General features: G+C 42.2%; 11 protein-coding genes and 1 tRNA gene. 1 reads left to right on the top strand and 11 read right to left on the bottom strand.

Features of this window, described 5'->3' with window-relative positions; all coding sequences use genetic code 11:
- Window positions 1-90: 90 nt before the first annotated feature.
- From GQR89_RS21300 to GQR89_RS07420, 11 genes are all read right to left on the bottom strand, one after another.
- The gene (locus GQR89_RS21300; RefSeq protein WP_199271383.1) at window positions 91-393 is read right to left on the bottom strand and encodes a hypothetical protein; all 303 of its coding nucleotides are present in this window, start codon (window positions 391-393) and stop codon (window positions 91-93) included.
- A 344-nt stretch (window positions 394-737) separates the two neighbouring features.
- Window positions 738-1,007 carry a 30S ribosomal protein S15 gene (gene rpsO / locus GQR89_RS07465; protein WP_006994175.1) on the bottom strand — a complete coding sequence of 90 codons (270 nt, stop codon included), beginning with the start codon at window positions 1,005-1,007 and terminating at the stop codon, window positions 738-740.
- Between the two features lie 108 nt (window positions 1,008-1,115).
- Window positions 1,116-2,069: a tRNA pseudouridine(55) synthase TruB gene (gene truB / locus GQR89_RS07460; protein ID WP_158769466.1), complete on the bottom strand. Its 954-nt coding sequence runs from the start codon at window positions 2,067-2,069 to the stop codon at window positions 1,116-1,118.
- A 3-nt stretch (window positions 2,070-2,072) separates the two neighbouring features.
- Entirely contained in the window at window positions 2,073-2,486 is a 414-nt protein-coding gene (rbfA, locus tag GQR89_RS07455) for a 30S ribosome-binding factor RbfA (RefSeq protein WP_158769465.1), read from the bottom strand.
- Window positions 2,487-2,593: 107 nt separating this feature from the next.
- The gene (gene infB / locus GQR89_RS07450; RefSeq protein WP_158769464.1) at window positions 2,594-5,194 is read right to left on the bottom strand and encodes a translation initiation factor IF-2; all 2,601 of its coding nucleotides are present in this window, start codon (window positions 5,192-5,194) and stop codon (window positions 2,594-2,596) included.
- 22 nt (window positions 5,195-5,216) lie between these two features.
- Window positions 5,217-6,710: a transcription termination factor NusA gene (gene nusA, locus GQR89_RS07445; RefSeq protein ID WP_158769463.1), complete on the bottom strand. Its 1,494-nt coding sequence runs from the start codon at window positions 6,708-6,710 to the stop codon at window positions 5,217-5,219.
- A 48-nt stretch (window positions 6,711-6,758) separates the two neighbouring features.
- Window positions 6,759-7,217 (bottom strand): ribosome maturation factor RimP, encoded by a 459-nt coding sequence (rimP, locus tag GQR89_RS07440; protein WP_158769462.1) that lies wholly within the window; start codon window positions 7,215-7,217, stop codon window positions 6,759-6,761.
- A 160-nt stretch (window positions 7,218-7,377) separates the two neighbouring features.
- Window positions 7,378-7,454 (bottom strand) — tRNA-Met (locus GQR89_RS07435).
- Between the two features lie 183 nt (window positions 7,455-7,637).
- Window positions 7,638-7,943 carry a 4a-hydroxytetrahydrobiopterin dehydratase gene (locus GQR89_RS07430; RefSeq protein ID WP_158769461.1) on the bottom strand — a complete coding sequence of 102 codons (306 nt, stop codon included), beginning with the start codon at window positions 7,941-7,943 and terminating at the stop codon, window positions 7,638-7,640.
- Window positions 7,944-8,102: 159 nt separating this feature from the next.
- A complete protein-coding gene (locus GQR89_RS07425; RefSeq protein WP_158769460.1) occupies window positions 8,103-10,787 on the bottom strand; it encodes a TonB-dependent siderophore receptor in 2,685 nt (894 codons plus the stop codon).
- 280 nt (window positions 10,788-11,067) lie between these two features.
- On the bottom strand, window positions 11,068-11,514 hold the full coding sequence (locus tag GQR89_RS07420; protein ID WP_158769459.1) for a MaoC family dehydratase: 447 nt from the start codon (window positions 11,512-11,514) through the stop codon (window positions 11,068-11,070).
- A 294-nt stretch (window positions 11,515-11,808) separates the two neighbouring features.
- Between GQR89_RS07420 and GQR89_RS07415 the strand changes: the two genes are divergently transcribed.
- On the top strand, window positions 11,809-12,603 hold the full coding sequence (locus tag GQR89_RS07415) for a M23 family metallopeptidase (RefSeq protein ID WP_158769458.1): 795 nt from the start codon (window positions 11,809-11,811) through the stop codon (window positions 12,601-12,603).
- Window positions 12,604-12,702: the final 99 nt, after the last annotated feature.

Here is a 12,702-nt window from a genome sequence, read left to right as displayed (position 1 = left end):
GCATTATTGGCATTTATATTTAACCTTGATTGAACCAAGAACGTGCCATATAAGTTGTTAGACTGATCGAGTTGATCGTTATGTGATTGGTCAAATGTGCGTCCTTATATTGGCTAATGCGCTACCGTTTACATAACTCCCACCCATACGAATTCTTAAAGACTCGCCTTGATATAAACCGAATGCATAAGTTTGATAGTATCGGCTACCCTGCGTTGCACCAAATAATCTCTTCCATTGATTCGCTTGAACATAACACAAGGAGGTAATTACACAACTTCGCTCATAATTTAATGGTTCTTGCGTGTCATGGCGGATTAACTGAATGTCACTGAAAGCCTTATCTAACCATCCCCAAGCATCTAGCGCACTGGCAATATTCTCAACCAGCAAACGCAACGCCCGCTTGGCGGTAACTCATATGACTCGTCATCGTCAAATCTAACGATACGAGACTACTCACATTGTCTTTTACAGCAAGGTTATCAGCCGGATCGTATGCATCTCATTGAATAAGTTCTGCTTGGGAGTTTGCGCTCATCAAAGTGCGAATAATAAGTAAAGAGCGAGTCAGGCATTTCATATCGAGTACCGTGATCATATTGTTTTTATTGAGTAAAAATCAATATTAACAAGTTAGTCATGCTTTAAAATTAATCAATGGTATGACGAAATAACTTCCCAGAAACGAAAAAAGCACCCGAAGGTGCTTTCTTTCAAACGTATGACTGGGTCGATTAACGACGTAGGCCTAAACGCTTGATTAGATCTTGATAACGCTCAACGTTTTTACCTTTAAGGTAATCAAGAAGTTTACGACGTTGGCTAACCATACGTAGCAAACCACGACGTGAGTGGTGATCTTTTTTATGGTCAGCAAAGTGGCCTTGAAGCTTGTTGATGTTAGACGTCAACAATGCAACTTGAACTTCCGGTGAACCAGTATCACCTTCTTTTACGCCATAATCAGCAATAATTGCTGCAGTTTCTTGAGTAGTTAGTGACATAACATTCTCCAAATAAGAGCTAAAATACAGCAGGCCGATCACTAATTCAGCCATGCCAAGAAGCGCGTATTATAGTGACTACCGTTTATTTAGCAAGGACAAATCTTACTAAGCTGGTGAGTTGAATACCACCACACGTTTTGGGGCTGCATTATTATCACTATCGATCTCTGAGACACCCAAAAATACGTCATCTTGAACGCAATAAGTGCGCACAACTGAACCCAGAGAAAGTTCAGAATCGCTTTGATATGCTACCGGTTGACCGTGTAAAAATGAATCTCTTGCTGAGGAAGTCACATGAATGCTCGGTAAAGCCTTAACGGCACTGTCCATTGGGATCAGCAGTGGGTCAAGAATATCCGTTAATGGAATTTGCTCGGCTTGTGCTTTTTCCAACAGCGTCTCTAGCATTTCAAATGTCACCATTTTTTCGCTTGGGTAATCTGCCACATTGGTCCGATGAAGTTTACTCACATAAGCACCACACCCCAGTAGCTGACCTAAATCGTCAACCAATGAACGAATGTAGGTACCTTTGCTGCAGTGCACTTTCATATCCACTTCATCACCTTCAAATCGAGTGATGACAAGGGAAAAAATGGTTATATCTCGCGCTGGACGTTCGATGACTATCCCTTGACGAGCATAGTGATATAACGGCTTGCCCTGATGCTTTAAAGCAGAAAACATAGATGGCACTTGTTTTATAGGCCCTCTAAATGTTTCACAAGCATCGTTCAACTGCTGCGACGTCACATTGACGTCTCGCGTATCAACGACTTCGCCGTCAGCGTCTGAAGTAGTCGTACGTACACCTAATTTGGCAGTAACGATATAGGTTTTATCTGCATCTAACAGAAACTGAGAAAACTTAGTCGCTTCACCTAAACATACAGGCAACATTCCAGTAGCAAGAGGATCAAGCGCCCCAGTATGGCCTGCTTTAGCAGCCAAAAATGCGCGCTTAACTTTCTGGAGCGCTTGGTTAGACGAAATATCTAATGGTTTGTCTAGCAGTAAAATACCATCTATTGCGCGACCTTTACGACGTCTAGCCAACCTTTAGTCCTCTTGTTCTTCATCTAACGAGCGACCCGCATTACGTGCGCGCTCTTTATCTTTATTCAGGGTGTCGTCAACTAAGTTACTAATACGAATACCTTCACTTAATGAACCATCGCGTAAAAATTTAATTGCGGGTACAGCACGCATACGCATACGACTCGCTAATAGAGTACGGATATACCCTTTATTGTCTTCTAAAATTGATAGGTAATTGTCCATCACCTCATCATCATTTTCAAAGAAGGACACGTAAATTTTTGCATATGCCAAATCTCGAGATATTTCTACAGCCGATACCGTGACCATACCTAACCGTGGATCTCGATTCTTAAATTCATTCTGTAAAATACTGGCGATTTCTTTGTGTATCTGCTGACCTACACGGTCGGTGCGAGAGAATTCTCTTGCCATTTTATTCCCCTAAAGCATTACTTAGTGCTTTTGTTAAGACAAAACGGAGGCCTAAGCCTCCGTTTTACTTCAATATTAATAATCAGCTAACAACAGGTGTTGGCGAATTATAACTCACGTTCAACTTGAACGATTTCAAATACTTCTATTTGATCGCCCACTTTGACGTCGTTGTAGTTCTTCACGCCGATACCACATTCAACCCCATTACGTACTTCTTGTACATCATCTTTAAAGCGTCTTAATGACTCAAGCTCACCTTCATAGATAACCACGTTTTCACGGAGTACACGAATAGGATTGCTGCGTTTGATTGTTCCTTCGACAACCATACAACCTGCGATTGCGCCCAGTTTCGGTGATTTAAAGACATCACGTACTTCTGCTAATCCAATAATAACCTGCTTGAATTCTGGGGCTAACATACCTGTCATCGCCATCTTAACTTCATCAATCAAGCTATAGATAACGCTGTAGTAACGTAGGTCAATCTCTTCCGACTCGATAACACGTCTAGCACTAGCATCGGCACGAACGTTAAAACCAACAACTATCGCACTCGATGCTGCTGCTAAGCTTGCATCTGTTTCGGTAATACCACCAACACCACTGCCGACTATGTTTACTTTCACTTCAGAAGTAGACAGGTTGGTAAGTGAATCAGAAATGGCTTCGACTGAACCCTGTACATCGGCTTTAAGCACGATATTAAGCTCACTAACGTCACCTGCTTCCATATTAGCAAACATGTTTTCAAGCTTAGCTTTTTGTTGCTTAGCTAATTTAACTTCACGTTGCTTGGTGTGACGTTTCGCAGCTACATCACGAGCTTTACGCTCATCTTGAACCACTAACGCATCTTCACCGGCAATCGGTACACCTGATAAACCTAGAACTTCAACTGGAGTTGATGGGCCTGCAATAGTAACGTCTTTACCATTTTCATCGCGCATCGCTCGAACACGGCCATACTCAATACCACAAAGTAAGATATCACCCGCTTTCAACTGACCTTCTTGGATCAAGACTGAAGCAACTGGGCCACGACCTTTGTCCAAGCGAGATTCAATTACAATACCTTTGGCTGAACCAGTTGGTGGAGCTTTTAAATCTAGCAGTTCAGCTTGTAGGCTAATCGCTTCAAGTAAAGCATCAATGCCTTCACCAGTTTTCGCTGATACATTAACAAACTGGTGCTCGCCGCCCCACTCTTCTGAAATAACTTCCAGTTGAGACAGTTCAGTTTTAACTCGGTCTAAATCAATGCCATCTTTGTCTATTTTGTTAACAGCAACAATCAAAGGTACACCAGCCGCTTTGGCGTGTTGTACTGCTTCTTTGGTTTGTGGCATAACGCCGTCATCTGCTGCTACGACTAATACAACAATATCAGTTGCCGTGGCACCCCGAGCACGCATAGCGGTAAACGCGGCGTGACCTGGAGTATCTAAAAACGCTATGCGACCATTTTCAGTTTCAACGCTATAAGCACCGATATGCTGAGTAATACCGCCAGCTTCGCCATCAGCTACTTTCGCCCGGCGAATGTAATCAAGCAGTGACGTTTTACCGTGGTCAACGTGACCCATGATCGTAACAACAGGTGCGCGAGGCGCAAGCTCTGACGATATGTTGTCAGCTAACAACTCATCTTCTAAAGCGTTGTCATTAACTAGTTCGTATTTGTGACCCAATTCTTCAACTATAACGACCGCGGTTTCTTGGTCGAGTACTTGATTAATGGTAACCATTTCACCCATTTTCATCATGGACTTAATCACTTCAGTAGCTTTAATCGCCATTTTACTGGCTAAGTCACTTACGGTGATGGTTTCGCCTATGCGCACAATACGTTCTACTGGCTGAGCTGGCTTATTAAAAGCGTGCTTAAGATCTGAACCGGCATTACGTTTCGACTTTTTACGACGACGTCCGCCGCGCTCAATTTTAATATCATCAGCATCTTCTGCTTCTTGAGCATAACGATTACTGTGCACATGAACTTCTTCAGCTTCTTGCTTCTTACGACGTTCTTCTTCTTCTTTCCAACGTCGAGAGTTTTCTTCAGTAAGCTTAAGCGCTTCATCTGCCGCTTTTTTGGCATCTTCTTCCAATTTACGCTGTGTTTCTTGCTCTTGCATCTTACGAATATTTTCCGCTTCAGCGCGAATACGATCTTGCTCTGCTTTTTCTTCAGGGCTCAAAGCAGCTTCTTCTGCTTGACGCGCTTCGGCTTCTTTCTTAGCGCGTGCAACACGTTCAGCTTCAGCTTTAGCTTTTGCTTCGGCAGCTTTTTTCGCTTTTTCTTCAGCAGCTTTCTTAGCTTCTTCGGCTTGTTTTTGCTCAGCTTCAAGCTTGGCTTGTTGCTCAGCTAATACTCGTGCGGTTTCTTCTTCCGCTAAACGCGCTTCTTCAACATCTGTACGCTTAACGTAAGTGCGTTTTTTACGCACTTCAACCGTAACCGCTTTGGCTTTACCCATATTAAGCGTGCTGGTAGTTTTACGTTGTAATGTCATTCGCTTAGGCGCTTCAGAGCCTGTACCGCCATGTTGTTTGCTTAAAAAATCCAACAACTGACGTTTTTCATCTTCAGTCACGTTTTCATTTGCCGCTTTTACAATATCAGCATCTTTAAACTGCTTAACTAAGCGGTCAACCGAAGTGCCGATATCGGCGGCGAGTTTTTCAATGGATACTTCTGCCATATTCGTAATTCCTCTTGGTGACCTATTCTTCGTTAAACCAGACAATGTTTCGTGCAGCCATAATCAGTTGGCCCGCTTTCTCTTCGTCTAGTTCTTCAATATCGCTGATCTCATCTACGCCTTGCTCCGCAAGTGATTCAAGATCGGTAATGCCGCGACTTGCTAATGTGTAAGCAAGATGGCGTTCCATACCGGCTAAACTTAATAGCTCTTCTTTTGGTTCAGAGGCTTCCAATGTCTCTTCATTTGCTAGCGCTTGAGTCGTTAACGCGGCGCGAGCTCTGCTACGTAAGTCTTCAACGATGTCTTCATCAAGACCGTCAATTTCTAGTAGCTCATTAATGGGTACGTAGGCGATTTCTTCCAGAGTGGTAAACCCTTCATCAACCAATACCGCGGCAAATTCTTCGTCAATATCAAGACCATTAACGAAAACCGCTAACACTTTAGAATTCTCTTCATCGTGTTTGTTGTTTAAATCTTCAACTGTCATGACGTTTAATTCCCAGCCGGTAAGCTGAGCAGCTAAACGTACGTTTTGTCCACTTCGACCGATTGCTTGCGCTAAGTTGTCAGATTCAACGGCTACGTCCATCGTGTGGTTGTCTTCATCAACGACAATAGATGCGACTTCAGCTGGTGCCATAGCATTAATAACGAACTGAGCAGGATTGTCATCCCACAGTACGATATCTACTCGTTCACCGCTTAATTCACCGCTAACTGCTTGCACACGTGAACCACGCATACCGACACAAGCACCGATAGGGTCAAGACGCTTATCATTTGTTTTAACAGCAATTTTGGCGCGCGAACCTGGATCACGTGCAGCGGCCTTAATTTCTAAGGTCTCTTCAGCAATTTCAGGCACTTCCAATCTGAATAACTCAACCAACATATCGGGATGAGTACGGCTAATAAATAATTGTGCGCCGCGAGCTTCAGGACGGATTACGTAAAGTAGACCACGTACGCGATCCCCTGGACGGAATGTTTCGCGAGGTAACATATCATCACGGTAGATAACGCCTTCCGCGTTATTGCCTAGATCAATAATAATATTGTCGCGGTTAACTTTTTTAACGGTACCAGTGACAAGCTCACCAACACGTTCTTCGTATTCAGCCATCACTTGGGCACGTTCAGCTTCACGTACTTTTTGTACGATAACTTGTTTGGCTGTTTGCGTAGTTATACGGTCGAATTTAATAGATTCAACTTGATCTTCAACATAGTCACCTAGTTGAATATCTGGCTCGTCGATTTGAGCAGCTGAAATAGTCATTTCAGCAAATGGGTTCTCTTGCTTTTGATCATCAGCAATCACCATCCAACGACGATACGTGTCAAAATCACCTGTTACACGGTCAATGGCAACACGTACTTCGATTTCGCCTTCAGTTTTCTTTTTAGTTGCACTTGCAATGGCAAATTCTAACGCTTCAAAGATTTTTTCTCTTGGAACTTGTTTTTCATTTGAAACAGCTTCCGCCACTAACAATATTTCTTTATTCATGATTGCCTCACTGATTATTCTTTAGCAAAAGCCTAAATGGCCATCTACTCAATCAAACGTTGGAACAACATTACCTTTTTCGATATTGGCAAAAGCTAATACAAACTCTTGATTGTCAACTTCAACAGTTAACATGCCATCGGATTCGCTAAGTAACTTGCCTTTAAAGTTACGTCTGTCTCCCATCGGCATATTCAAACGTATCGCGACGACTTCACCAACTGATTCGATATAATGTTGTAACTTAAATAAGGGACGTTCCATGCCCGGTGAGGACACTTCTAAGTTGTATTCGGTACTGATTGGATCTTCTACATCAAGCACTGAACTGACTTGACGACTTACTTCTGCACAGTGGTCGACCGAAATACCATCTGGATGATCGATGTAAACGCGCATAGTAGAATGTATTCCAGCGCGAACAAATTCAATCCCCACCAATTCAAAGCCAAGGGCTTCAACGGGTGCAGTCAACATTTCAGTTAATTTTTGCTCTAGTTGAGACAATAGTCACGCTCCAAAAACGAAAAAAGGGCCAAAAGCCCAGAATAAGTAAAAACAGATATAAAAGGATAACAAAAAGCCCCGTACAAGCGGGGCTTTTTGTTTCTGGACCCTAGTCCACTATTCTCACCGAAAAATGGCTGGATGCCAAATTTCAAAAAAGTGGTTGCGGGAGCAGGATTTGAACCTACGACCTTCGGGTTATGAGCCCGACGAGCTACCAGACTGCTCCATCCCGCGCTTGAAATCTTTGTCGATAAACGCACTATGCATTACGTGTCGTGTCTCGAGTGGGGCGTATTATACATAGCTGAGTAATTGACGCAAGTCTTGCAATGAATAAATCATACATTAATCAACAAAAAACATTGGATATGTGCATAATTTATACAAATGAATTATTTACTCAGATTTAATAAACAATCAGCTATAAAAAAGTTGCATTTTTTCAGCTAGTTTAAAATCTAACGTGCTGAGTCCGCTTACATCGTGTGTTGTTAACTTTACCTCAACTTTATTGTACACATTGAACCACTCAGGGTGATGATTAAGTTTCTCTGCCCATATAGCTATTTGGCTCATCCATCCAAACGCCCGAATAAAACTCTTGAATTTAAAACACTTACTCAGTTTACCATCGGTTATTTGCCATTGCTGTTCAAGGGGCAAATTTTTATTAAGTTCGACCAACATAGATTGACTTTCGCTATGCGTTAACTTTTCTACCATAAATTCCTCGCTAATTTAATCCTAGGCGTATGTGCTCCTATCATGCAGGTAAACATAAAGAATGAAAGCTAGCACTTTATTTAATATGAATAAAAACGGGAACTTTTGTTTACAAAAAAACCTGCCGAAGCAGGTTTTTTTTAAACGCAATCAGTTAGTTTAAAATTCGACTGCAAAGCGTGCGTAGATTTGACGCCCTCTTGGGTCGTGTACCTTACTATCGAAACCACCATTGGTGAATAACCGGGGAGGCTTTTCATCCGTGATGTTAATACCACCAACAGACAACACATAGTTATTCTGGGTATCGAAGAGCGTACCTAAATTCACATTGTATTGAATATCATAGGTCACCTGATTATCAACCTCTTTAAAGCCACCAAGAGTATCACAACTACCTGTATTGACCGTTCCATCGGAACAGTTCTGATCATCGTCATAACTGCTGATGTAACGAGCGAATAAATTAGCTGAGTGCGCACCAGATGACCAATTTAAGCCAAGGTTCATACGTAACTCAGGCGACGATGTACCTATATTAGTGAAGTTTCTACGTCCTGCCCCATCTACGTTCCCTGCTTGTGGGTCGTCTAGATCATATTTAAGAATGTAGGTCGCATTAATTGACGGGACAAACAACCCTGCATCCGTATCCATCTTGTAACTGGTGACGAAATCTAATCCAGAGGTCTCAAGAGAGCTCGCATTTACATAAGTATTATTAACTTGTGTTAATGGTCCTGTTAGAGGGTCGCCAGCGCGCACAACACGGTCTGTATCACTTGGGTCTAAGTTCAAGACTGCTTGTGGATTTTCTTGAATGATTAGATCTTTAAATTCGAAATTCCAATAATCAATCTCAATAGATACATCACTAATTGGTTCAAATGACACACCCAAATTATACGCGGTTGACTCTTCTGGTTTTAAATCTTCATTCCCCAATGTGCGTACCGCTGCAAAAGCGTTGGCACCGATAAGAGGATCAACCAATTGTTGCAGTGACGTGCCGCCACCATTTCGCAAGAATACCGTAGGCGCTCTAAATGATGTGGATATAGAACCTCGTAACGACAACTCTTCACTCGCTCGGTAAGAGAAAGCAACTTTAGGGTCGATAGTGTCACCAATTGTACCGCCGTAATCCTCATAACGTACAGCCAACTGGATATCCAAATCATTAGAAACAGGCAATGCCATTTCAGCGAAAACGGCCCAAACATCTAATGAGCCATCAAAGTCCGGGTTACCGATAACGAATGTAAAACTATCTTGATTGGCTAATGCATCATAGTCTTGGCTTAATGATTCATCACGATATTGCATACCAAACGCTAGACCAGCCGCTCCGCCATCCATATCGAACACATCGAACGACATAAAACCTTCATACACTTGTAAATCGGCTTTAGAATCAATGGTTTCAAGTCCGGTAAACGAATCAATCACGTATTGAGTGTTCGGCGCTGTGGTATATGAAGTGGCAAACGGATTAAAGTATTCACAATCACCTTCACCCGGAGTCCCTGTTATTGGATTACATTGCCCACCGCCTAGACCATTTAGTGCAAGATTAAATTCTGTATCTAGTACGTCAGGTACACTGAAGAAAAAGTCATTGGTGGCATTGGTGTAGCTAACTTCCCAAAAACCGTGCTCTAACTCACCTTGCAATGACGTGTTAAATCTAAACGTATCTGATTCAGTATTCGCATAATCAGGCGCTTTACCATTACCTTCAGCTCGACCGAAAAAGGTTACAGCTTGACCAAAAGGATTCTCAGGGTGATCAGCCGGTACAACTGGACCAGTTAATATAGGGAAACTTGGTGCGCCGCCCCGTGTCGCTCTGTTACGGGCGAAGCTCACTTCTGTCGTCCAACTCATCGTATCAGACACTTCATATTCCGCTTTAACATACGCATTTAGGCGTGATTCATCCGGAACGTACGAGTAATCTTTACCGAAATCGAACATACACAGTCCCACATCCAAGCCCGGCACGGTACCTGCTGGTGCAAGTATATTCGATGCACCGCCATACTCTTCACAACCGTAGGGGTCGATAAAAGGCGTTGTACCGATGAAATATGAGCCAGGGTTACCCAACGCACTACTATCATCTTCTGGACGGCCAATACGATTATCTTTAACAAATAGTGGTGAACGATTGGTATAACTTACCGCAGCTATAATGCTACTTTTATCATTACTGGTTCCCCATAAACCTTGCAATACATATTCTTTATTATTGCCGTGAGCACCGTCTTGGTAATCAGCACTGAGCTTTACGCCCTCGTAATTACTTTTAGTAATAAAATTAACGACACCTGCTACCGCGTCTGAACCATAAAGAGCAGAAGCACCATCTTTAATAATTTCAACCCTGTCGATGGCTATCATAGGTACTAACGAACTGGTATCAACAAAATTAAGTCCATTGTTGGTAGGCTGTGCGTTAACGACTTGACGTTTATTGTTCAGCAGCACTAAGGTAGATGCCACACCTAAACCACGAAGGTTAATATTAGACGTACCAGCAGTAGCATTTTGCGTAAATGCATCTGGATTGTTCTCTGCTCCGGTATTAATCGTCAACGTCTGGGTGATATCGGCAATATTTTTCGCACCTAAGGCATCAATAGCTACGCTATCAACCACGGATAGAGGTGAAGGAGACTCGAAGTTTTCGCTGCGACGAACGAAACTCCCTGTCACCATAATCATTTCGATATCTTCTTTTTTCTTTACGTCGGCTTCTTGGGCCAATACTGAAGGGGTAGCAAATAAAAATTGAGCGGAAATGGCCGCGGCTAAAGCACTGACTCGTGTGTTTATCTTCATTATGTATTCTCGAGGTAATTATTAGAAACAAATCGAGCAGGTAAACAACGGACTTACCAACCACTCAGACCGCGCATCAATATTGTCTAATAGTTATAATTCTTATCAGTAAGTGACTGATTCTCAGGCGCTAAACTAATGCGTCACAGTGATAGTAGGGGGGGAAAAGGAATATGTAAATGCAATGTTATTTATATGTGAACATTACCTCGAGTCATGGTCAGACCAGTAGAGCGAAAATCAAGCAATCTTTGGGTAAAAAGACTGCTCATACTAAAGTTTAGGCTAGTAACATCATTAAAAATGAACCCACTACAGCAGGCTTGCTTCGACCGTTAATTTCGATCTGCGTATCGAAACAAAAAAGCGTCCCCATTTCTTTGCTTTCTTTTCTAGCCAATGTTGAAACAAACCTTATTTCATCATTCACTCTAACGGGCTCTAGGAAGCGAATTTTATCAACCCCATAATTCAAAACGGTTTGGGTACTTGGATCAAGCGCTACCATGTTGTAGAACGCTTCAGGCATGAGGGTCACGCTTAAATAACCATGGGCAATAGTGGTTTTGAACGGGCTTTCTTTCTTGCATCGTTCAACATCCACGTGTATCCATTGATGATCCCCCGTGGCATCAGCAAATAGATTAATGCGTGCTTGGTCTACCTTAAGCCAGGTGCTTGGTTCTAATTGTTCACCCACTGCAACTTGTAATAGATCTTTAGCCATTTGAGACTCCTTAAGAATATTATTAATGATATTAGACGCTAGCACTGTCGTTATATTAGTGACAACTCACCTAAATTTATTTAGATGTATAAATCTGCTGTAAACGACAAAATAACGCTAAAAAATATCCAATATTCACCTTCAATATATTTGCAGAAGTGTAATTGAGTCTACGAATTCATCATTTCATCGCAATAAAACGCTAACTTAACCCAGTCTTGAAATTATAACGCCCGCGCAAGGTCTTTATTTCAGAATTTACGTATTAAGGTAATAAGTGAAAGGAGGCAAAAAATGCAGAAAAAGTGGCTCAGTGCTTGTGTCTTAAGTTGTATATCTTTTTTTACCGATGCCTACTGTATCGATAATTGGGCATGTTTTGAAAAAATTCAGAACGGTCTAAAACTAGAATATTGGTTAAGTAATAAACAGCCTTATCCCATTACATCAACATTGGAGGTAACCACAAAAAACTTAAAAAGTGATAATGCTACTAATTCTCGGTACAGCGAAACCCGCGTTCTGGGACCATTAGCACGCGTAAGAGTACTTTCGTTACGCCCTATTAGTCAAAACCGTCCAGTGCGCACCTACGAAGATTTTTTTTGGACGCCCGGTATCCAAAATTCGGTTCATAACAATGCTTATCGCTACGCCCTGCCCTATGCACAAAATAGTTCGTTTCGCCTTGTTCAAGGTGTTAATGGTAGTTTTAGTCATCAAGGTGCGTCTCGTTACGCTTTTGATTTCGCCATGCCTGAAGGTACTGCCGTGCACGCGGCTAGAGATGGACAAGTTATAGATTTACAAGAAAGTCATAATAAAGGTGGAGCCAGTCGACGGTATGCCAAATACGCTAATTTCGTTACACTGCTGCATGACGATGGCACCACTGGTGATTATTATCATTTGAGAAAAAACGGCGTTGCAGTCAGTTTAGGAGACCATATCAAACGACGGCAATTGCTTGGCTACTCTGGCAATACGGGATTTTCCTCACTTCCCCATCTGCATTTTGCTGTCTACCAAGCCAAAAGCCACGGTAAATATCAATCCGTGCCAATTAAATTTGAGCAAGATGATAATTAGCAAAAAGTTATCACTCATCATTTGAGTTTTTATACTCACGATTTAATGCTGCAAGTAGCACAGTTGCAGCAACCTATGGCTTACCAATGGCTATAACAG

The sequence above is a fragment of the Paraglaciecola sp. L1A13 genome (genome assembly GCF_009796745.1).
Taxonomy (GTDB): Bacteria; Pseudomonadota; Gammaproteobacteria; order Enterobacterales; family Alteromonadaceae; genus Paraglaciecola.
The sequence above is the reverse complement of the archived record's forward strand: the minus strand, read 5'-3'. Positions and strand labels throughout refer to the sequence as shown.

Coding starts and splice junctions, on each gene's coding strand:
- GQR89_RS07430 (WP_158769461.1), bottom strand. CDS start 7,943: ATGGTAGAAAAGTTAACGCATAGCGAAAGTCAATCTATGTTGGTCGAA.
- infB (WP_158769464.1), bottom strand. CDS start 5,194: ATGGCAGAAGTATCCATTGAAAAACTCGCCGCCGATATCGGCACTTCG.
- rbfA (WP_158769465.1), bottom strand. CDS start 2,486: ATGGCAAGAGAATTCTCTCGCACCGACCGTGTAGGTCAGCAGATACAC.
- nusA (WP_158769463.1), bottom strand. CDS start 6,710: ATGAATAAAGAAATATTGTTAGTGGCGGAAGCTGTTTCAAATGAAAAA.
- GQR89_RS07425 (WP_158769460.1), bottom strand. CDS start 10,787: ATGAAGATAAACACACGAGTCAGTGCTTTAGCCGCGGCCATTTCCGCT.
- rpsO (WP_006994175.1), bottom strand. CDS start 1,007: ATGTCACTAACTACTCAAGAAACTGCAGCAATTATTGCTGATTATGGC.
- GQR89_RS07420 (WP_158769459.1), bottom strand. CDS start 11,514: ATGGCTAAAGATCTATTACAAGTTGCAGTGGGTGAACAATTAGAACCA.
- GQR89_RS07415 (WP_158769458.1), top strand. CDS start 11,809: ATGCAGAAAAAGTGGCTCAGTGCTTGTGTCTTAAGTTGTATATCTTTT.